Source organism: Veillonella parvula, from assembly GCF_042850485.1.
Classification (GTDB): Bacteria; Bacillota; Negativicutes; order Veillonellales; family Veillonellaceae; genus Veillonella; species Veillonella parvula_Q.
The window spans coordinates 1,512,395-1,532,837 of the sequence record NZ_AP031417.1 but is presented as its reverse complement, the minus strand read 5'-3'; the positions used below and the strand labels follow the sequence as shown (position 1 = coordinate 1,532,837).

The following is a 20,443-nucleotide window of genomic DNA, read 5'->3' as shown; positions in this document are numbered from 1 at the left end:
CTGACCCAGGGTTCTAGTAGTTCGGATTCTGGGTCAGTCTCTTTTTATTTTGCAAATATTAATTATCGGTAAGACCTTTTAGATTGAGACCTGTAGAGTTAAGGTTTAGATGAGGCGTTAAGCATTAATAGATATACAATTATTAATAGATATACAATTGTAGAGTTAAGATTTTTTAGTTTTAGAATTTGTTTTAGGTTTACGTAAATCATAAGGTTTAGATAGTTATTTTCCTTGGAATTTATTTTTAGATATATGGATTTTAAGTCATTTATAAAAAAATGATTGACGATGAATTCCATACATGATATTATTATTTCAGTTGAGACGCGGGAGTGGCGGAATTGGCAGACGCACCAGACTTAGGATCTGGCGCCTTACGGCGTGGGGGTTCAAGTCCCTTCTCCCGCACCAACTTTATTGCACCTATTGCACCTTTAGAGGTGTATTTTTTTTGCCTAAATTAAGTATTAACGTGGATATTTATATCGATAAACACATACAATTTGATAGGAAGATAGGTACAGATTTAACTACTACGTTATATGTTATAATAAATGAGTTAGAACTATTTAATTAATACAATCATAGTAATACTATATGGTGCAGTATGGATAATACATTAACAAAACTGCTTTCACAGAACCCATCCTTTGTGGATGGGCTAAACGCATTTCAGCGTAAGGGAAAGTCAGTCATATATGGTCTTAGTGGATCTCAAAAAGGTTTCCTCTTAAGCCAAGCTTTTTCTGCAGGTCTTAAAAAGCCTGTAGTCATCGTAGTCCATGATAAGGATCATAAGGAGATGTGGGAGCGAGATTTAGCTTTCTTTTGGCCTAATGTGCCAGTCCAATCATTTCCTATAACAGATCATGTAGACTTTACAACTGTAGCACGTAGTCTTGAAGACCAAGGTGCACAAATGCGAGCTTTAGCATTATTAGCATGGCAAGAGCCGGCAGTAGTCATTGCCAATGCTGAAGAGGCTACACAGTATGTTGTATCTCCTCATTATTTAAAGGGGCAATCGTTACATTTTGCTTTAAATGATGCGATTGAACGTGATGTAGTCCTTGAACAGCTCGTAACAATTGGATATGAACGCGTAGACCAGGTGGAACAACGTGGTCATTTTGCCGTGCGGGGGGATATCTTAGATATATATCCTGTTAATAGTGAGCATCCGATTCGTATTGAATTCTTTGGCGATGAAATCGATACATTGCGTTTCTTCTCCGTTGAGAATCAACGCTCTATTGAGCAAATCGAATCCTATACGGTAACTCCTTTCTTTCTTGGTAAAAGTGATGCGGAAAGTACTTTATTATCTTATGTGAAAGAGGGCACTCTGATTTATGATGAGCCAGGTCGTATTCAAGAAGCATTAAAGAAATTCCTTAAGGAAGATCCTACACATCGGAAAAATCATTGTGATTGGAATGAACTACAACGCACTGTAGATTCTATGAATCAAGTGGCTTTCACATTTATGCAACAACGCTCTATCGGACTTGCAGGATTTAATCCTATTGGTATTCAAGGGAAGACGATGACGAGCTTTGAGCGTCAAATTCCCCTATTAACAGATGAAATAAAGCAATGGCATCGTTTAAATCACCAAGTGGTACTAGTATTAAATAATCAGCAACGACGAGAAGGTATTGAGCGTGCCCTTGAATGGGAAAATATTGCATTTACTCATAGTGATACATGGATAGCAAAGCCTAACACTGTCGTTATTTTAAAAGGATTATTAACAGATGGTTTTGAATTGCCCAATAGCCATCTCGTAGTTGTCGTAGAAGGTAATATTTACGGACAACAAAAGCGCAAGCTTCGAAATAAGCCTAAAAAGGGCCAAGAGATCAATTATTTCACCGATTTAACACCTGGTGACTATGTAGTACATAGTATGCATGGTATCGGCAAGTATATTGGTCTCAAAACAATTGAAACGGAAGGCATTCACCGCGATTATATTGAGATTGCTTATGCTGGAACGGATAAACTGTTCTTACCAGCTAATAATTTAGATCAACTGCAAAAATATATTGGCAATGAAGGTGATGTGCCACGTATTAATAAGATGGGTGGTCGTGATTGGAGCAAGGTTGTTACAAAGGCAAAAAAATCTATTGATGATTTAGCAGATAAGCTCGTTGAGATATATGCACAACGAGAAATCACAGAAGGTTTTGCATTTTTGCCAGACCAACCATGGCAGCAAGAGTTTGAAGATGCATTCCCATATGAGGAAACGGAAGACCAATTACAGGCTACCGCAGAGATTAAAGAATCCATGGAAAGACCTGTTCCTATGGATCGCCTGCTCGCTGGTGATGTAGGATTTGGTAAAACGGAAGTGGCTATGCGCGCCATTTTCAAGGCCGTTATGAGCGGAAAACAAGTGGCAGTACTTGTACCAACTACGGTTTTAGCACAGCAACATTTCCAAACTTTTTTGAATCGCTTTGCTCCATTTGGGGTGAAAGTAGATGTGCTTAATCGATTCCGAACTACATCAGAGAAAAAACAAATTCTTAAAGGCGTAGAGGATGGATCTATTGATATTCTCATTGGAACCCATTCATTACTTAACAAAAAGGTGGTATTCAAAGACTTAGGAATGCTTGTTGTAGACGAGGAGCAACGTTTTGGGGTAGCACAAAAAGAAAAGTGGAAAGAGTGGGCTAGCAATATCGATGTACTCACTTTGAGTGCTACACCGATTCCGCGGACTTTACATATGTCCCTCGTTGGCGTTCGAGAAATGTCTGTTATCAATACTCCGCCAGAGGAGCGATTGCCTGTTCAAACCTATGTGGTGGAATACGATATGAATCTCATAGCAGATGCTATCAAACGAGAACTTGCAAGAGGTGGACAGGTCTATTTCGTATATAACCGTGTCGCATCCATTAATCACATGGGAGAACTATTAGAATCCGCATTGCCTGGCTTGCGTTATGCTTTTGCTCATGGACAGATGACAGGCCGTCAAATTGAGGAGATTATGACCGATTTCTATGAAGGTCATTATGATGTGCTCTTGTCCACGAGTATCATTGAAACCGGCTTAGATATTCCTAACGCCAATACTATCATCATTTATGATGCGGATCGTTTAGGTTTATCTCAGCTATACCAAATGCGAGGGCGTGTAGGCCGTTCTCGTAGACGTGCTTATGCATACTTTATGTATCGTCCAGATAAAATACTTTCAGAGACAGCTGAAAAGCGTTTGAAAGCCATAGAGGAGTTCACTGAGCTCGGCGCAGGATTTAAGTTAGCCATGCGAGATTTAGAGATTCGCGGTGCCGGTAATCTATTAGGTTCACAGCAACATGGTAATATCGCATCTGTCGGCTTTGGCATGTACGTGAGTATGTTAGAAGAGGCGATTGCAAAGGCTCAAAATAAAGAAGTTGAGCGAGATGTATCCATTGATCCAGCTATCGATTTAGAGGTAGATGCGTTTATTGACGATGCGTATATCAAAGATAGTGCTCGTAAGATTTCTGTATACCAACGATTGTTACATATTAAATCTAAAGAGCAACTCGACGATATGACGGATGAGCTCATTGATCGCTTCGGTACACCAACCGATCCAGTAGACCGTTTGTTGCGCATTGCTCAAATTAAGGAGCAAGCACGTCTACTGGGCATTAAGAGTATCGTCCGTAGAGATAAGCAACTCACTATCCATTGGCATGACGATTCTAAAATGGCCGATTGGGATATGGGGGCTGTACCAGAAGATTTATGGAAAAAAATGAAGTTTATGGATACCAAACCAGCCACATTATATGTAAGCCTTAATGGTATGAAAGGTTCTATTTTGACCATTACGGAAGCGGTGATAAAGGCTCTTAGCCACAAGTCACCGACTAAGGAGGGCCTATGAATCGATTTTTAAAGGGTGCCATGATTTTAACCTTAGCTGGTATTATCGTGAAGGTCATCGGTGCGTTTAGTAAAGTTCTTATCGCACGGATTTTAGGTGGTGAAGGGATTGGCCTATATATGATGGCCTATCCAATCTATCAAATTATCGTTAGTATTTCTGCTGCAGGTATTCCTGTAGCCATATCTATTATGATTGCGGAAAAGCTTGCTAATGATGATATGCGAGGCGTACAACAAGTATTTTTTGTATCATTAAGGGTACTCGCTATTTTAGGCTTTGTGTTCAGTTTGGCCTTATATGGTAGTGCACAATGGCTCGTAGACAATCAAATCATCACCGATCCACGTGCTTTAATTGCTATTCAGCTATTATCTCCAGCCATTTTTGTAGTGACTATCCTAAGCTGTTTTAGAGGGTATTTCCAAGGTTTCCAATATATGGTGCCTACTGGTACGAGTCAAGTATTTGAACAGATCTTTCGCGTGTCTTCTATGGTAGGTTTGGCATACTACTTCATTGATCGAGGACTTCATTTGGCGGCAGGTGGTGCGACCTTTGCTACATTCCCAGGCGTATTGGCGGGGTTACTTGTATTAATTTATTTTTACTACCGACAACGCAATATTCGAGAAAAAATGTTTTCACAACAGAATCCTAATGCCATTTGTGAAAGTAACGGCACCGTAGTTAAACGATTGTTTAGTCTTGCCATACCGGTTTCTATGGCGAATATTATGCTTCCGATGGTATCGCTCATTGATACATTTATCGTTCCAAAACGATTGATGGATATTGGATACTATCTCAATGAAGCAACCACACAATTTGGTTATCTGACGGGTATGGCAACATCTCTGATTGGGTTGCCGATCATTCTAACTACATCCTTAGCCGCTAGTCTTGTACCAGCCGTATCTGAGGCACATACTCAAGGTGATGTACATCGCATCGTGAAACGGGCGGAAACGGCGATTAAAATTGCTAATATGTTTACGATTCCAGCCTGCATTGGACTTTGTGTACTAGCTACGCCAATATCACAACTAATATATGCAACACCTCATGCAGGGCCTGTTATTGCTGTTATTAGCTTGAGTATTGTGTTCCTCGGTTGGCAGCAGGTTACTGCAGGTGTTTTACAAGGGTTAGGAAGGACAGTAATTCCTATGGTGTCGATTTTTATCGGCTTATTAGTGAAGACATTCTTAGATTATGAATTGACAGGCAGTGTTGAGTTGGGCATTAATGGTGCAGCTTGGGCGACGAATTTAAACTTTGCTATTGCAGCGCTTATTAACTATATTTTTGTAAAAAAATATGTAGGTTCGGTACTCAACACATTAGAGTTATTAAAAATAATAGTATCTGCCATGGCTATGGGCGGTGCTACACAAGTCATCTATGTGAGCACTGTTGATTTATTAGGCAATGGTGGCGCTGTGGCTGCAGCAATTGTAGTGGCTATTTTTGTATATGGTTTATCGTTATGGCTTACTAAAGCTGTCGTAAAAGATGATATTTACCATTTCCCAATCATAGGCAAGCGCTTACAAGCTCGACGCAATAGGGAGGAAGCAAAGCTATATGAAGAACAATATTGATATTCAACCTTTAGTCGATGTAGTGAAAACTTTGCGTGCACCAAATGGCTGTCCTTGGGATCAAAAGCAAACGCATGAATCTTTACGCCGCTATTTTATAGAAGAGACTTACGAGGTAGTAGATGCCATTGATAATAAAGATATGCCAAATCTTCGTGAAGAGTTAGGTGATGTATTATTGCAAGTTGTCTTTCACAGTCAATTAGCAGAGGAGGCTGGTCATTTTACACTTCAAGATGTAATTAATGATGTTGCTGAAAAAATGATTCGTCGTCATCCTCGTGTTTTTAATCCTGAAAAAGATGAAAAGTCATACACTTGGGATGAATTAAAGGCACAAGAAAAGAAAAATATTCAAAATTCTGTATTGGATGGTGTATCGAAAAGTTTGCCTGCTTTAGTGGCGGCTTATAAGCTCCAAGAAAAGGCCGCGAAGCTAGGATTTGACTGGGATGAGCTTGATCCTGTTTGGGCTAAAGTTTCCGAAGAAATGGAGGAATTTAAGGAGGCTATTGATCAAAATGATAGAGAAAATATGGAAAAAGAAGCAGGAGATGTGCTTTTTTCCTTGATTAATCTATTCAGATGGTATAAAATAAGCGGTGAAAATGCACTAAATCGCACAAACACAAAGTTCCGACAGCGTTTTTTACATGTAGAAGCTTGTGTTAACCAAAGCGATCGCTCATGGGAAGACTTTTCATTAGCTGAGCTGGATGCTTTTTGGGAGGAGGCTAAAGTGCAGGAAAAGTAACCTAGAGGTTTATACACTTCTAAGGTATTGTAATTTTAAGGAGGTTTTGTCATGAACAAAACAGAATTAATCGCAAGTGTTGCACAAAAAACTGAATTAACTAAAAAAGATGCTGAAAAAGCAGTAAAAGCTGTATTTGACACAGTAGCTCAAGAATTAGCAGCTGGTGGTAAAGTACAAGTTATCGGCTTCGGTACTTTCGAAGTTCGTGAACGCGCAGCTCGTGAAGGCCGTAACCCACAAAACGGTAAAACTATCACAATTGCAGCTTCCAAATCTCCTGCATTCAAAGCTGGTAAAGGTTTGAAAGAACAAGTTAACGCTGCAAAAGCTAAAAAACGCAAAAAATAATCCATATTGGATGTGAAAGAGACCTTTCGAGGTCTCTTTTTTTTATCTATTTATGGTATAATGCACAGAGAAAGGGTGCATTATGAATAACGAAACATCAAGGAAGGTTCTCATCGTGTCCGCCTCAATCGGCACTGGACATATGCAAGCCGCAAGAGCCATAGAAGAATATTGGAAAGAAAAAGAGCCACAAGCATCAATTACTCATGTTGATTTTCTTGATACAGAAACTATGTCTGTAGAGCATTTAATTAAGGGTACCTATATAAAGATGATTGACGTATTCCCCATGCTCTATGATATGATTTATCGCGTATCGAAAGGGGAAAAACGAGGTACCATTATGCAAACCGCATTGTCGTACCTACTTAAAAGCCGCATGCTTAAACTAGTACAACAAGAAGAGCCAGATGTAATGGTTTTTACACATCCATTTCCTTGTGGGGCGGCATCGATTTTAAAGCGTCAAGGTCATATAGATGTACCACTAGTAGCTATTATGACAGATTTTAGTAGTCATCAGTTTTGGCTCTATCCACAGATTGATGTTTATTATGTTGCAACAGAATCTATGGTACCTGAAATGGTGGCTTCAGGTATCGATGAATCTCGTATTCATGTATCTGGCATTCCAGTGCGTCGATCTTTTTTCCGTGATGCTATTGAAGAGTATACCTTAGAGGAACCTGTGAAAGTACTTGTTATGGGTGGTGGCTTGGGTTTAGGCTCTCTTGAGACGGCTTTAAAACATCTAGATGAAGTAAATGGTATTGGTGAAATTACCGTTGTAGCTGGACAAAATACGTCTCTTTATGAATCGTTAGTTATCCTTAGTGAATCTATGAAGACGAAGACCACCGTATATGGTTATACCACTAATATTTCTGAGCTCATGAAATCATCGTCTTTGCTCGTCACAAAACCTGGTGCATTGACCTGTATGGAGGCTGTTACAATCGGATTGCCAATGGTATTCTTTAATGCTATCCCAGGGCAGGAAGAGGCAAATGCAGAATTATTAGAGCAACGAGGTTGTGCCCGCTGGGCTCGTGATATTCACAACTTAGAAGATGTGGTAACTGCACTGTTAATTAATTCTCCGCGACTACAACAAATGTCTGAGCGTGCTCGCGAATGGCATGTGGATGGGGCTGCTGATATCGTAAATAGTCTCATTGAAATCTTAGATGCTAGTACACAAGATGAACTCGTAAAAGCTGAAGAGGCTCTTAGCTAATCAGCGTAAAAAAAGCGATGACCTAAAGGGCCATCGCTTTTTTCTATTGATATTGTTCAATATGTTCTTGTCGAAGTTTTTGTAAAGTAGCCAAAAAAGCATCTGTACTTTCGGCACCATCCAATAAATCTTTTAATTGGTAGGAGTCATTAAGGGTAACACTCCATTGGAAGGAGTCATTATCGTCGTATACGTTGAATACGATTGGTGTCTCTAAGTCCTCTAGCATATAGCCGTCGTCATCGGACACAGTTGCATAAGTGCCATCCTCTAAGAGCTCAGTAAATAATGTGTCATACCCATCAATGTCGATAAGTTCAAAGTTGATACTTTCATAAAAGTCTAAAACCATATCCGTCGCCATGTGGACCTCCTCATGAATATATATGTTACGTTTATTCTACTGAGGGTGCCTGTTACTGTCAATGGTAATGTGTAGTATAATAAATTACAGAATTACAAAATAGGAGCGGAATATGAACGTTATTAGTTTACAGAACATAGAGAAATCATATGGCACAAGGCTACTGTTTAAAGAGGTGAGTATGACTTTTACCACGGAAAAACGATTAGGTCTTGTGGGCATCAACGGAACGGGTAAGTCTACATTTCTAAAAATATTAGCAGGACAAATGGAAGCTGATAAAGGCACCATTGAGCGTAATGGTAAGGCTAGCATTTATTACTTAGCGCAGACACCTGATTTTGATGCAGAAGCTACTTTGCTTGAGGCCGTTCTTGATGGAAATCATCCTCGGTTGCAAACGGTAAAAGCCTTTGAACGTATTAGTCGTGAGTATCGCCAAATGCAAGAGTCTGGTAAAGACGATGCTAAAATATCTCGTAACTATATGAATGCATTGGAGCAAATGGATCAGCAAGACGGGTGGCAGGTAGAGCAAGAGGCGCGCATTATTTTATCTAAATTGGGCTTTCCTGATGTGGAGCAAAAGGTAGCTATGTTATCAGGAGGACAAAAGCGTCGTCTTGCATTGGGGCAAGCATTGCTATATCCATGTGATCTTTTATTACTAGATGAGCCGACTAACCATTTGGATGAAGATAGTATTGATTGGCTAGAGTCGTATTTGAGTGTACGTCAAGGAGGATTATTAATCAGTACCCATGATAGATATTTCCTCGATTCCGTATGTAATGGTATTTTAGAGCTATCAAATCGTCATATGTATCAATACGATGGCAATTATGAAGAATTTATTGCCTTGAAAGCAGATCGAGAGGCTCGTGAAGCTGCTACGGAAGAAAAACGACGTCAATTTTTAAAACGAGAAATCGAATGGGTACGTCGTGGTGCTCTGGCTAGAACTACAAAACAAAAGGCTCGTCTTGACCGTTACGAAAAATTAAAGAATATGGAGAAAACCCGTCGTCCGGATCAAATGGATCCTATTGCGCTGAAGACACGTTTAGGAAAAACCATCTTTGATATTGAGCATTTAGAGTTTTATTTTGATGAACGTCCTATGATTAAGGACTTTACCTATCACGTGGTACGCCATGATCGTATTGGTATCGTTGGCCCTAATGGTGTTGGTAAGTCTACCTTTATGAATATCCTTGATGGCACCTACGAAGCGACGCGTGGAACTATCGGTAAAGGTGAGACCGTTCGCATCGCTCACTTTAAACAAGAGTTGCCAGAATTTGATGAAGATATGCGCGTCCTCGATTATATCCGTGAGGACCACTCTTATATGGTACTCGGTGATGGATCTACATTGAGTGCAGGACAAATCCTTGAGCGATTCCTTTTTACCCCAGAATTACATGGTGTACCGATTCGAAAACTCTCTGGCGGGGAACGTCGTCGTTTATACCTCTTAAAATTGTTGATGAGCGCCCCTAACGTATTATTGCTGGACGAACCGACGAATGATCTTGATATTCCAACATTGGAGGTATTAGAGGATTTCCTTGACTCCTTTAGTGGCGTCATCATCACCGTTTGCCACGATCGGTACTTCCTAGACCGCGTAGTGGATAAACTGTTTGTCTTTACCGGCGATGGGCATATTGAAATCGTTCATGGCTCGTATTCTGACTACAAAGATGCTCTTGATGAAAGTAGTGGCAGCAAGCGCCCATTCTATATGCCAAATGATAATATACCGGCTAATTCCAAAGCGGTACGAGTTGTAGAAGGTGGAGAGGCTGATAGCGATGACTCTGTTGATAATCAATCTAATAGGGTAGATACCCTTGGAAATGATAATGTTGTAGCTGGTGATGAAACAGATACTTTCAAAGAAATACCAAAGAAGGGTCTCAATAAAGCAGAAGAAGCGGAGTATGCCAAAATTATGGATGAATTGCCTAAGCTAGAACATTTAGTGAAGGGCCTCGATGTTATGATAAGCCAAGTGGCTACTGATTATGAAAAAATGCAGTCACTGATGGAGGAACGAGAAGAAACACAGACTCAAATAGATGCGCTCACTGAACGGTGGATGGAATTAGAGGAACGCCTATAACTCCTTTTATCATGCTATTTTTTAATATCTGCTATGCAAAGGAATTACGTGTAAGTTTATTGATAAAACTCACAATGTATAGTATAATTTCTACGATTAACGATAACAACGTTACCTAAGTAGGAGGAACTCATGAGTAAGTACCAATTTTTAGACCGTCGTGTGCCAATTGAAGACGGAAATATTGCATTAGTACAAGATTTAACTAAATGTAAAAACTGCTCCTTATGTCGTAAAGCTTGTGCTGTAGACATGGGTGTATTTGATTATTATGATTTAACAACAAATGGGGATCATCCAATTTGTATTCATTGTGGTCAATGTGCATCTATTTGCCCATTCGATTCCATTAATGAACGTTCTGAAATTGATGAAGTAAAAGCAGCTATTGCTGATCCTAATAAAATCGTCATTTTCCAAACTGCGCCTGCCGTACGTGTTGGTTTAGGCGAGGAATTTGGCCTTGAGGCTGGTACGTTTGTAGAAGGTAAAATGGTGGCTGCTCTTCGTAAATTGGGTGGCGACTATATTCTCGATACAAACTTTGGTGCGGACATGACTATCATGGAAGAAGCATCTGAGTTATTAGAACGCGTTATTAATAGTGATGCAGTATTGCCTCAATTCACATCTTGTTGTCCTGCTTGGGTTAAGTTTGCGGAAACATTCTATCCAGAATTCTTGCCAAACCTATCTACGGCTAAGAGCCCGATTGCTATGCAAGCGCCTACACAAAAAACATATTTTGCTGAAAAAATGGGCCTTGATGCAAAACAAATTGTTGCTGTTGCAGTAACACCATGTACAGCTAAGAAGTTTGAAATTCGTCGCGATGAAATGAATTCCTCTGCGGAATACTGGGATACACCAGAAATGCGCGATACAGACTACTGTATTACTACACGGGAACTTGCAAAATGGTTGCGCGCAGAAGAAATCAACTTTGATGATCTTGAAGATTCTGCTTTTGACCCATTGATGGGTGAAGCTTCTGGTGGTGGTATCATTTTCGGTAACACTGGTGGTGTTATGGAAGCGGCTATGCGTGCGGCTTACAAGATGGCGACAGGTGAAGATGCACCTCAAACATTGATTCCATTTGAAGCTATTCGTGGCATGGATGGTGCTCGCGAAGCAGACGTAGTGATTGGAGATAAAACATTACACGTAGCGGCAGTTCATGGTACAGGTAATTTGCGTAAGTTCATCGAACGCATGCGTGCAGAAAATATCCATTATGACTTTATCGAAGTAATGGCTTGTCGTGGTGGCTGTATCGGTGGTGGTGGACAACCACGCGTTAAATTGCCGATGGCTGACAAAGCTCGTGAAGCTCGCATTGCTTCCTTGTATACTCGCGATGCAGAAGTAACTGTAAAAGCTGCTTGTGATAATCCAGATATCCAAAAATTGTATGCTGAGTTTTTTGATGGCAAACCTATGAGCCACAAAGCACATCATATGTTACATACTACCTTTGTAAATCGTTCTGAAGATTTAGGCCCTAATGGCGCTTGTACGCCTGCTACATGCCCTACATCCGTACCTAATTTAAAAAAGGCGGCAGAGGCGGCTAAAGCGGCGGCGGAAGCTAATAGCTAAGAGTTGATGGTTATTAGTTAATAAAAAACACAAAGATAGCTAAGAAATATATAGCAGATAGTTGATATGTTAGTCAGCTATCTGCTTTTTATCTATTTTATATAGTGGAAATATGGTCAATAAAAGCTTTCACAGATGTAGATTCTATATATGCCATATACGCATAGGGGTTAAAATATAGAGATTGGTAAATTGGTTTAGGAATTACCTGTAGTATGCTATAATTAAATTGTTATTATAGAAGCAATCAATACTGGTTCGGGAGGATCTTCATGGCTTTTAAATTAAAAGGAAAAGAAGAAAAATTTTTCAGTATTTTGGAAAAGCATGCTGCACTAACTTATGAAAGTGCGGAAATGATGGAACGCGTGTTTAAGGGGGATATCTCTAAGGAAGAGGCATTTCTTGAAATTGATACAAAGGAAAAAGCTGCCGATGAATTAGTAAATGAAACTGTAGAGCGTTTGCGCAAAACATTTATCACTCCAATGGATCGTGAGGATATTCAGCTTTTGATTGACCAACTGGATACTACATTGGATAATATCAAAGAAATCATGGATAAAATGGTTATGTATCACGTTGGCAAACCAAGTGATGGTGCTATTCGCATGAGTGAAATTGTTGTTAAATGCGTTAAGCATATCAACAAATCCATTGGTTATATGGGTAGTCTTAAAAAGGATCATGTGAAGGTAGAGGGGCGTGTTCACCAAGTATTGAAACTTGAGTCTGAAGCGGATAATATTTATCATGAAGAAATGGCTAAGCTCTTTACAGAGTGTACAGATCCAATTGAAATTATCAAATGGAAGGAAATCCTTAGCGCTATGGAAGATGTAATCGATGGCTGCGAAGATTTGGTTGGTACATTCCGCCGGGTAGTATTGAAGTATGCTTGATGCCCATTATTTAGTATGGCTAGTTGTATTTTTAGCATTAGCCTTTGACTATATCAATGGCTTTCATGATACGGCGAATGCCATTGCCACATCCGTTTCTACACGAGCTATTGAGCCTAAAAAGGCAATTATGATGACCGCTGCTCTAAATTTTTTGGGTGCAATGGTTAGTACAGGTGTTGCAAAGACTATCGGTGGTGATATAGTAATGTCGCCATCTCTTATCGATAGTGGTATTATTTCTGCAGCCCTTATCGGTGCCATTACATGGAATCTTTTAACCTGGTATTGGGGAATCCCAAGTTCCTCATCCCATGCTTTGATTGGTGGTATCATCGGTGCTGTGGGCTGGTCTGTAGGATTTGACGCGTTGAATGAGGCGGGGATTTTAAAAATCTTTTTGTCTCTTATTTTATCTCCGATTGTAGCCATGATTGGTGGCTATATTGTGATGAAAGTATTGTTGCTTATTTTCGGTAGATTTTCTCCGATTGCTTTAAATGATCGATTTAGATCCATGCAAATTGTATCAGCAATTATGATGGCATTTTCTCATGGCTCTAATGATGCACAAAAAGCGATGGGGATAATCACATTAACCTTACTTAGCGGTGGTTTCATCGATACATTAGATGTACCGATTTGGGTAAAACTTTGTTGTGCTACTGCAATGGCTATGGGTACTGCTGTAGGCGGTTGGAAAATTATCTCTACAATGGGTACCAAGATTTTCAAACTAGAAACTATTAATGGGTTCGCTGCTGATTTAAACTCGGCGATTACTATTTTTACAGCTACATTCTTACATTTGCCTGTAAGTACTACACATGTAGTAAGTGGTTCTTTACTAGGTGTAGGCTCTTCTAAACGTATTAAAGCCGTTAACTGGGGGGTAGCAAGATCTATGGTTATGGCTTGGTTTGTAACGATTCCATTATCTGGCATCGTTGCCGCTATTGCTTATGAAGTAGGTCACTTACTATTTGGCTAATTCATATACTTTTTATTATAGTAAAAAAGACTGCAAACGCAGTCTTTTTTGTTTATCAAAATATTCTTCCTATATTGTCATATTTATAAATAATTTGCTTTTCTATTTTAAAATTCTATTTACTATATGTGTACGTGATAGTATCTAAATAGTCTAAAAATATAGAAATAAACTGGTTTGTAAATACTATATTCTATAAAAGAGATTTATCTATATTTGGCAACATTAATGTTACAATTCAAGTTGAATAGGGGAAAATACTTATAAATATGTGTTTTGTTGATTATGCATTTTACTAATAAATGAAGTTTATTACTAATTTATAAGCTGTTAAGAGGTTGTTTAAAGTGAATGGCTATTGCATACTTATGTATCCGAGGTTATACTATCGGTAGAAGGAGTATTTCAAGTGAAAAGTGAGGTATGTATATGGCATGGGGTGGATCTAGACGCGGTGCCGGGCGCCCACGTAATCCTATTAAACGTATTGGTAGAACCTTTCGACTCAGTGATGAAGAGTTTCTTTCGCTAAAGCCATTGATCATGGCTATTAAGGCAAATAATGATAAACGATATAGGCAACAATATAGTCGAGAAGTATAAATAATCAGGCATTGTCACAGCATATACAATTTAATACATTTTAAATCTATTTTACAATAATTCATTATTTCTAAATCTTTCAACTACAACACATCTTTACTCTCTAAACAATATGCTGTGTGCAATACAAGTAGTACGAAAAGGTCCCAATTCATTTGAATTGGGACCTTCTTCGTTATATATAATATACAAAACATATTACATATATTACTCTATATCTTGTTATATTAAATTAGTCTACTTTGATGCCGTGAATTTCTTCGGCTAAACGTTTTAAAGCATCGACGGTACGTACACCAGGTGTGATTTCAGAAAGTTTTACACGAATGAAGTGACCTTCTTTAACGGCTGTGATGTCTTGAAGTTGAGGGTTAGCCTTGATTTTTTCAATTTTTTGTTGGAAATCATCGTCGTTGCGGATAGAATTGCCATAGTCAGCGATAATAATATAATCAGGGTTTTGTGCAATTACTGTTTCCCAAGAACCTTTAGCCCATGTTTTATCAACGCCTAAGCCGCTCATTACATTATCAGCACCGATAAGTTTTAAGATGTTAGTAGTATAACCTTCGAATGCTGTGAATGGTTGACCATCTTCGGAGTCATAAATGAAAACGCGTTTGCGAGGCAAGTCTTTTAGCTTGTCTTGGATAGCTGCCAATGTTTTACGTTGACCTGCAACCCATTCTTCTGCCTTAGGTTTTACGCCGAAAATCTCACCTAATTTAATCATGTCGCTGAAGTTGGTTTCTAGGTCAGCTTTAGTAGATAACATGGATTCAGGGATCCAAATATTAACCTTTTGGGAAATCATTTTATCTGCAGGTATAGCTCGTTTGCTAAAAGAATCAGGCCATCCCGTTGCGAAGTCAGGCTTTACGGACATGAATACTTCATAGGAAGGCCATTTATCAGATAATACTTTTACTTTGTCGTAAGCCGCTTGTAAAGGTGGGTAGATTTCTTCTTCTTTGAAAGCCGTCCCAGCCATTTTGTCTTCAAGGCCTAATTGTAACATCATTTCCGTCGTTGCTTGGGACATGGATACTGCATGAGTAGGAGCGGATTTTACGGCAAAGTCTGTTTTTGTACCATCAAATGTTTCACTCCACGTTACTGCATTGCCATTGTCCGCTGTGTTCTTAGTTGTGTCAGAACCACAGCCCGCAATAGCAAAGGTTGCGCATGCCATAGCAATTAATAATAATTTTTTTGATTTTCTTAATTTTTGAAACATAGTAAGTCCTTTCTTTACTAATTAATAATATAAATGATAGCGCCCTTCATCCCAAGAGGTTTTGAAAGAAACTTCAAAAATTGGTTCAAGAATTTCAGGTGTGAGTACCTCAGTAGGGAAACCTTCTTTTAGAAGGGTTCCTTTGTTCATGATGACTATATGATCGCAATATTGAGCCGCTAGATTTAAGTCGTGAAGGACTACGATCGTAGTGCCTTTAAAAGCCCGTAATTGTTTCATTAGTGCCACTTTATACTTCATATCTAAATGATTAGTAGGTTCATCTAAAAGAAGTATTTGAGGTTTCTGGGTTAAGGCTTTAGCAATAAATACGCGTTGCTTCTCACCACCTGATAAATGATGAATTTCTTCATTTGATAAATGGGTGATTCCTACTTCATTCATATAATGCTCTGCAATTTTAACATCCTCAGAATTATAGGTGCCAAAGTGTTGTTTGTACGGATACCGTCCCATGAGAACGATATCTTTTACGAGAAAATCATCAATCATAGCGTCTCTAGATTGTGTTAAGACTGCTACCAATTGAGCAAATTCGCGACCTTTATAAGACTCTAAAGGTTTTCCGTTTAATGTGATTTTGTTTTTTGTTGGATGAAGTCGATATAGATGGCTAAGTAGGGTAGACTTACCACATCCATTCGGTCCAATTATGGCTGTTATTTTATTGGTAGGAAATGTTACAGAAATATTCTTTAACACTTCTTTTGTTTCATAAGAAAAAGACAGCTGATTAATTTGATACATAGTATCTCCTATAGATATGATATACACTAACCATTGTGTTTATAACGATTCATGATAATCCAAATGAAGAGAGGCGCCCCCAATAAAGATGTAAGCACACCAATAGGGATTTCTTCTGGACTGTAGAGTGCTCTCGATAATACGTCTGACCAAATCATAACGATGCTACCGATGAGTGCACTGAATAGTAATGTGTATTTATGCTTAGGTCCGCCTACAATCCGAGCAAGGTGAGGGATGATAAGGCCGATAAAGCCAACTACACCAACCTTTGATACTAGTGTGGCAATCACAATAGAGGATATGATAACGATGCTTAATTGTAACTGCTTAACGGAAAGCCCCATTTGTGCTGCTTCATGATTACCGAGTAGCAACACATCAAGGTCTTGATTGAACATATAGATATATAGCATAAACAAGGTTACAATAATTGCTGTTAATGGTAAATCGCCCCATTGTATGCCTGCAAAGCTGCCAAGTAGCCAGAACATAGCACTTCGCACTTGAGCTTCGTGTTTGGCTCCGTAAATAATCATCATTGTTAAGGCTGAGAATACACCAGTCATACCCATACCTATGAGGATAAGTTTTACGGGGCTGTTGCTTTTACCAACACATAAGAGGACTAATATAATTGAAAGTGCTGCGCCTAGGGCCGCAAAAATAGGCGTATTGTACTGGCCTAAGAATGGTAGGCCACCCATGATAATAGCGAAAACGGCACCTGTGCTTGCGCCAGAAGAAACACCTAATACATAGGGATCTGCGAGGGCATTGCGTGTGACAGTTTGCATTAATAGACCTACAAGTGATAGACCTATACCTGTTAGAACAGAGTAAATAAGTCGTGGTAAGCGGATATCTGTAATAATCGTATCAGTCATAGATGCTGTAGTATTTGCATCAATCATAGACATAAGTGCTGAAATAATTTGGTCTAGAGAAATGAATTTAGCGCCAAACTGTAAAGCTGTTACTAATGAAATACAGAGGATTAGACAGAGTACAAATACTTTTACCGAAGTCTGCATAAAATCTCCTTATTCTATTTTTTATTTAGGTAGTTTAAGTCTTATCTAAGTATAGAGAATTTTCAATATATATACAATATTAATACCTGTATAGGTATTATACGTATAAGGGTTTATTAAATTATAAATAGCAAAATCTTATGTTAGCTTTATTCATTTTTATAAGTTCATTGTTATTTTGATATATGAAAAATTTATTATAATAGCTATAATAGAACTATATGTACAGAAGTACGTTTAGGAGGTGTTAGTTTGATACAAGATTTATTATCTGAGGATAATGTATCCTTTCATTATCCCGCTGAGACGTGGGAGGATGTTATTCGTCATGGTGGTCAACTGATGGTTGATGCGGGTTTTACGGATCCATCTTATACAGAGGCTATGGTTGAAGTCGTTCGCGAAATGGGTCCATATATCGTATTGGCTCCAGGTCTTGCTATGCCACATGCTCGCCCAGAACATGGTGCAAAGCGTGTAGGGACAGCTTTAGTGACATTGGAAAAACCATTGAATTTTGGCAGTCCTGATAATGACCCTGTATCTGTCGCATTATTTTTATGTGCTCCCAATAAAGATGAGCATATTCAATTGTTAACAGATATTGCTACTTTATTTGAGGATGAAGAATTCTTAGATGCGGCCGTTGACTTTGAAAGTATTGACGACGTACAAGCATTCTTGGCAGAGCATTTAGACGAGCAATAAACATTTAGAAGGAGGCAAGTATGATTTCTGTATTAACTGTATGTGGTAATGGTATTGGTTCTAGCTTGATGTTAAAAATGAAAATTGAAGAAATTTGTGCTGAAAATGGTATCGATGCACAAGTTGAATCTATCGATTTTAACGCGGCTCAAGGTCGTAAGGCAGATCTCATCGTAACTGTAAAAGAGTTGGCTGAACAATTTGACGATAAAAATGTTGCTATTGTTCGTAGCTATATTAATAAAAAGAAGATTACAGAAGATGTTCTTGAAGCATTAAAACTAGCTGCTCAATAATATGTAACAATTATATAGGAGGTAGTGCCATGGAAATGGTATTAGAGTTCTTGCGTGATGTGCTGTCTCAACCGGCACTTTTGATTGGTATTATGTCATGTATAGGCTTGATCGCCTTGAAACGTCCGTTTCATAAAATAATGACGGGCACATTAAAACCTATTCTCGGGTATTTAATGTTAGCTGCAGGTGCGGGTGTTATCGTTAGCAATCTTGACCCTTTGGGGAAAATGATTGAACATGGATTCCATATTACTGGTGTAGTGCCAAATAATGAAGCTATTGTAGCTGTTGCACAAAAGGTACTTGGCGTTGAAACAATGTCTATTCTTGTTGTAGGCTTATTGATGAACTTATGTATTGCACGTTTCACCAAGTTTAAATATGTGTTCTTAACAGGTCATCACAGCTTATTTATGGCATGCCTTATGTCTGCCGTACTTGGTACAGCAGGTTTATCTGGTATGGAACTCATACTTGTAGGTGGTTTCTTAATGGGGGCATGGTCTGCCATTTCTCCAGCTATTGGTCAAAGTTATACATCCAAAGTGACAGATGGTGATGAAATTGCCATTGGTCATTTTGGTAGTTTAGGCTACTATTTATCGGCTTGGGTTGCTAAATATGTTGGTAAAGCTGAAGATAGTACAGAAGATATTGAAATACCAGAAAAATGGGGCTTTTTACGGGACTCAACATTATCTACCGCATTGACTATGATTGTATTCTACTTAATTGCGGCTTTTGCGGCTGGTTCCGAGTTTGTAGCCATTTTATCCGGAGATATGAGCCCATATTTATACGCTGTTATGAGTGCTATGAACTTTGCTGTTGGTGTAACAATCGTATACTCTGGTGTGCGTATGATCTTAGGTGATTTAATCCCTGCATTCCAAGGCATTGCTACAAAAATTATCCCTAATGCAATTCCAGCTGTAGATTGTGCCGTATTCTTCACCTATGCTCCAACTGCAGTGGTATTAGGCTTCCTTAGCTCCTTTATTGGTGGTATTATCGGTATGCTTATCCTTGGTGCTGTAGGTGGCGTATTAATTATTCCTGGTCTTGTGCCACACTTCTTCTGTGGTGCTACAGCAGGTATTTATGGCAATGCTACTGGTGGACGTCGTGGTGCAGCAGTAGGCGCTTTCCTAAATGGTTTGGCTATTACATTCTTGCCAGCTTTGGCGTTGCCAGTTCTTGGTCAATTAGGCTTCCAAAATACAACCTTTGGTGATGCGGACTTTGCCGTAATGGGTCTAGTATTAGGTAATGCTTATGAATGGGTAGGTATGGCTGGTATCTATGGCATTGTAGCTATTGCCGCTTTAGTACTCATTGTTCCTAACTTTATTAAAACAAAGGGTAAAGTTATTAACTATGTAGAAGAGGATTAATGAAAACAACTGAGCAACATCGTAATGTAGTTGTTCGATATGTATTCCTGACTATTGGGGCCATAAGTTTTGCCCTTGGTACAGCAGGTATCGTACTACCACTATTGCCAACAGTTCCTTTTTATATGCTAACGTTATTTTGTTTGGCTCGTGGATCTGAACGACTCCATAAAATGTTTTTGGCGTCTAGTTTATATCAAAAGACTGTTGCTGCTTATGAACGCGATAAAGCGTTGACATTGCGGGCAAAGTTGTCCATTCTCGTATCCGTTAGTGCCATAATGACAATTGGTGCCTATTTTAGTCAAGATATGCCTATTGCTCTAATGGTTATGGGCATTATATGGGTAGCTCATGTCATAGCATTAGCTTTTATTATTAAAACAAAAAAATAGAAACTTATATCCTTAGTTTTGAATATAGCCTCATGAATTAAGTTCTTGTAGTTTAATTTATGAGGCTTATTTTATAGCACACTAACTATATCTTAATGATGATATTAATTATTCTATATTACTAAAGCTAACTAGCTTATATTTTTAAATATAAAATGAATTATT

General features: G+C 38.8%; 18 protein-coding genes and 1 tRNA gene. 15 read left to right on the top strand and 4 right to left on the bottom strand.

Annotated elements, in window-relative coordinates; genetic code table 11:
- Nucleotides 1–329: 329 nt before the first annotated feature.
- From ACGHIY_RS06865 to ACGHIY_RS06840, 6 genes are all read left to right on the top strand, one after another.
- A tRNA-Leu gene (locus tag ACGHIY_RS06865) sits at nt 330–414 on the top strand.
- A 196-nt stretch (nt 415–610) separates the two neighbouring features.
- The gene (gene mfd / locus ACGHIY_RS06860) at nt 611–3,907 is read left to right on the top strand and encodes a transcription-repair coupling factor (RefSeq protein ID WP_287532901.1); all 3,297 of its coding nucleotides are present in this window, start codon (nt 611–613) and stop codon (nt 3,905–3,907) included.
- Nucleotides 3,904–5,511 carry a polysaccharide biosynthesis C-terminal domain-containing protein gene (locus ACGHIY_RS06855; protein ID WP_390525399.1) on the top strand — a complete coding sequence of 536 codons (1,608 nt, stop codon included), beginning with the start codon at nt 3,904–3,906 and terminating at the stop codon, nt 5,509–5,511. The genes mfd and ACGHIY_RS06855 overlap by 4 nt, the downstream gene beginning before the upstream one ends.
- Entirely contained in the window at nt 5,495–6,265 is a 771-nt protein-coding gene (gene mazG / locus ACGHIY_RS06850; RefSeq protein WP_287541435.1) for a nucleoside triphosphate pyrophosphohydrolase, read from the top strand. The genes ACGHIY_RS06855 and mazG overlap by 17 nt, the downstream gene beginning before the upstream one ends.
- A 51-nt stretch (nt 6,266–6,316) precedes the next feature.
- Nucleotides 6,317–6,616: an HU family DNA-binding protein gene (locus ACGHIY_RS06845; RefSeq protein WP_004696710.1), complete on the top strand. Its 300-nt coding sequence runs from the start codon at nt 6,317–6,319 to the stop codon at nt 6,614–6,616.
- An 82-nt stretch (nt 6,617–6,698) separates the two neighbouring features.
- Nucleotides 6,699–7,853 carry a glycosyltransferase gene (locus ACGHIY_RS06840; RefSeq protein ID WP_227065694.1) on the top strand — a complete coding sequence of 385 codons (1,155 nt, stop codon included), beginning with the start codon at nt 6,699–6,701 and terminating at the stop codon, nt 7,851–7,853.
- A 43-nt stretch (nt 7,854–7,896) separates the two neighbouring features.
- Here ACGHIY_RS06840 and ACGHIY_RS06835 read toward each other — a convergent pair whose 3' ends face one another.
- Nucleotides 7,897–8,217: a hypothetical protein gene (locus tag ACGHIY_RS06835; protein ID WP_390525398.1), complete on the bottom strand. Its 321-nt coding sequence runs from the start codon at nt 8,215–8,217 to the stop codon at nt 7,897–7,899.
- Between the two features lie 112 nt (nt 8,218–8,329).
- On the opposite strand from ACGHIY_RS06835, the gene ACGHIY_RS06830 reads away from it, so the two are divergent.
- The 5 genes from ACGHIY_RS06830 (at nt 8,330) to ACGHIY_RS06810 (ending at nt 14,443) form a co-directional block, all read left to right on the top strand.
- On the top strand, nt 8,330–10,345 hold the full coding sequence (locus ACGHIY_RS06830; protein WP_390525397.1) for an ABC-F family ATP-binding cassette domain-containing protein: 2,016 nt from the start codon (nt 8,330–8,332) through the stop codon (nt 10,343–10,345).
- Between the two features lie 132 nt (nt 10,346–10,477).
- Nucleotides 10,478–11,947: a [FeFe] hydrogenase, group A gene (locus tag ACGHIY_RS06825; protein ID WP_008601602.1), complete on the top strand. Its 1,470-nt coding sequence runs from the start codon at nt 10,478–10,480 to the stop codon at nt 11,945–11,947.
- Nucleotides 11,948–12,219: 272 nt separating this feature from the next.
- Nucleotides 12,220–12,849 carry a DUF47 domain-containing protein gene (locus ACGHIY_RS06820; protein WP_004697557.1) on the top strand — a complete coding sequence of 210 codons (630 nt, stop codon included), beginning with the start codon at nt 12,220–12,222 and terminating at the stop codon, nt 12,847–12,849.
- Nucleotides 12,842–13,840: an inorganic phosphate transporter gene (locus tag ACGHIY_RS06815; protein WP_008601598.1), complete on the top strand. Its 999-nt coding sequence runs from the start codon at nt 12,842–12,844 to the stop codon at nt 13,838–13,840. Before ACGHIY_RS06820 ends, ACGHIY_RS06815 begins: the two co-directional genes overlap by 8 nt.
- A 429-nt stretch (nt 13,841–14,269) precedes the next feature.
- A complete protein-coding gene (locus tag ACGHIY_RS06810; RefSeq protein WP_004697552.1) occupies nt 14,270–14,443 on the top strand; it encodes a hypothetical protein in 174 nt (57 codons plus the stop codon).
- 232 nt (nt 14,444–14,675) lie between these two features.
- On the opposite strand, the gene ACGHIY_RS06805 is transcribed toward ACGHIY_RS06810, so the two are convergent.
- Genes ACGHIY_RS06805 through ACGHIY_RS06795 form a run of 3 tightly spaced genes read right to left on the bottom strand, consistent with a single transcriptional unit; the run spans nt 14,676 to nt 17,482 of the window.
- Nucleotides 14,676–15,680 carry an ABC transporter substrate-binding protein gene (locus ACGHIY_RS06805; protein WP_390525396.1) on the bottom strand — a complete coding sequence of 335 codons (1,005 nt, stop codon included), beginning with the start codon at nt 15,678–15,680 and terminating at the stop codon, nt 14,676–14,678.
- Nucleotides 15,681–15,701: 21 nt separating this feature from the next.
- On the bottom strand, nt 15,702–16,448 hold the full coding sequence (locus ACGHIY_RS06800; RefSeq protein ID WP_390525395.1) for an ABC transporter ATP-binding protein: 747 nt from the start codon (nt 16,446–16,448) through the stop codon (nt 15,702–15,704).
- A gap of 26 nt (nt 16,449–16,474) precedes the next feature.
- The gene (locus tag ACGHIY_RS06795; RefSeq protein WP_390525394.1) at nt 16,475–17,482 is read right to left on the bottom strand and encodes a FecCD family ABC transporter permease; all 1,008 of its coding nucleotides are present in this window, start codon (nt 17,480–17,482) and stop codon (nt 16,475–16,477) included.
- 252 nt (nt 17,483–17,734) lie between these two features.
- On the opposite strand from ACGHIY_RS06795, the gene ACGHIY_RS06790 reads away from it, so the two are divergent.
- Genes ACGHIY_RS06790 through ACGHIY_RS06775 form a run of 4 tightly spaced genes read left to right on the top strand, consistent with a single transcriptional unit; the run spans nt 17,735 to nt 20,278 of the window.
- Nucleotides 17,735–18,190: a PTS sugar transporter subunit IIA gene (locus tag ACGHIY_RS06790; protein WP_004696688.1), complete on the top strand. Its 456-nt coding sequence runs from the start codon at nt 17,735–17,737 to the stop codon at nt 18,188–18,190.
- 20 nt (nt 18,191–18,210) lie between these two features.
- A complete protein-coding gene (locus ACGHIY_RS06785) occupies nt 18,211–18,486 on the top strand; it encodes a PTS sugar transporter subunit IIB (protein WP_024061110.1) in 276 nt (91 codons plus the stop codon).
- Nucleotides 18,487–18,515: 29 nt separating this feature from the next.
- Nucleotides 18,516–19,883, top strand: coding sequence for a PTS ascorbate transporter subunit IIC (locus ACGHIY_RS06780; RefSeq protein WP_278604423.1), 1,368 nt, complete (start codon nt 18,516–18,518; stop codon nt 19,881–19,883).
- Nucleotides 19,883–20,278, top strand: a complete 396-nt coding sequence (locus ACGHIY_RS06775) for a YbaN family protein (protein ID WP_278617831.1) — start codon at nt 19,883–19,885, stop codon at nt 20,276–20,278. Before ACGHIY_RS06780 ends, ACGHIY_RS06775 begins: the two co-directional genes overlap by 1 nt.
- The last annotated feature ends 165 nt before the right edge of the window (nt 20,279–20,443 follow it).

What these genes read in the sequence shown, in the direction of transcription:
- ACGHIY_RS06835 (WP_390525398.1), bottom strand. Translation starts at nt 8,217, where the DNA reads ATGGCGACGGATATGGTTTTAGACTTTTATGAAAGTATCAACTTTGAA.
- ACGHIY_RS06815 (WP_008601598.1), top strand. Translation starts at nt 12,842, where the DNA reads ATGCTTGATGCCCATTATTTAGTATGGCTAGTTGTATTTTTAGCATTA.
- ACGHIY_RS06820 (WP_004697557.1), top strand. Translation starts at nt 12,220, where the DNA reads ATGGCTTTTAAATTAAAAGGAAAAGAAGAAAAATTTTTCAGTATTTTG.
- ACGHIY_RS06775 (WP_278617831.1), top strand. Translation starts at nt 19,883, where the DNA reads ATGAAAACAACTGAGCAACATCGTAATGTAGTTGTTCGATATGTATTC.
- ACGHIY_RS06825 (WP_008601602.1), top strand. Translation starts at nt 10,478, where the DNA reads ATGAGTAAGTACCAATTTTTAGACCGTCGTGTGCCAATTGAAGACGGA.
- ACGHIY_RS06845 (WP_004696710.1), top strand. Translation starts at nt 6,317, where the DNA reads ATGAACAAAACAGAATTAATCGCAAGTGTTGCACAAAAAACTGAATTA.
- ACGHIY_RS06805 (WP_390525396.1), bottom strand. Translation starts at nt 15,680, where the DNA reads ATGTTTCAAAAATTAAGAAAATCAAAAAAATTATTATTAATTGCTATG.
- mazG (WP_287541435.1), top strand. Translation starts at nt 5,495, where the DNA reads ATGAAGAACAATATTGATATTCAACCTTTAGTCGATGTAGTGAAAACT.
- ACGHIY_RS06800 (WP_390525395.1), bottom strand. Translation starts at nt 16,448, where the DNA reads ATGTATCAAATTAATCAGCTGTCTTTTTCTTATGAAACAAAAGAAGTG.
- ACGHIY_RS06830 (WP_390525397.1), top strand. Translation starts at nt 8,330, where the DNA reads ATGAACGTTATTAGTTTACAGAACATAGAGAAATCATATGGCACAAGG.
- ACGHIY_RS06780 (WP_278604423.1), top strand. Translation starts at nt 18,516, where the DNA reads ATGGAAATGGTATTAGAGTTCTTGCGTGATGTGCTGTCTCAACCGGCA.
- ACGHIY_RS06840 (WP_227065694.1), top strand. Translation starts at nt 6,699, where the DNA reads ATGAATAACGAAACATCAAGGAAGGTTCTCATCGTGTCCGCCTCAATC.
- ACGHIY_RS06795 (WP_390525394.1), bottom strand. Translation starts at nt 17,482, where the DNA reads ATGCAGACTTCGGTAAAAGTATTTGTACTCTGTCTAATCCTCTGTATT.
- ACGHIY_RS06855 (WP_390525399.1), top strand. Translation starts at nt 3,904, where the DNA reads ATGAATCGATTTTTAAAGGGTGCCATGATTTTAACCTTAGCTGGTATT.
- ACGHIY_RS06810 (WP_004697552.1), top strand. Translation starts at nt 14,270, where the DNA reads ATGGCATGGGGTGGATCTAGACGCGGTGCCGGGCGCCCACGTAATCCT.
- mfd (WP_287532901.1), top strand. Translation starts at nt 611, where the DNA reads ATGGATAATACATTAACAAAACTGCTTTCACAGAACCCATCCTTTGTG.
- ACGHIY_RS06785 (WP_024061110.1), top strand. Translation starts at nt 18,211, where the DNA reads ATGATTTCTGTATTAACTGTATGTGGTAATGGTATTGGTTCTAGCTTG.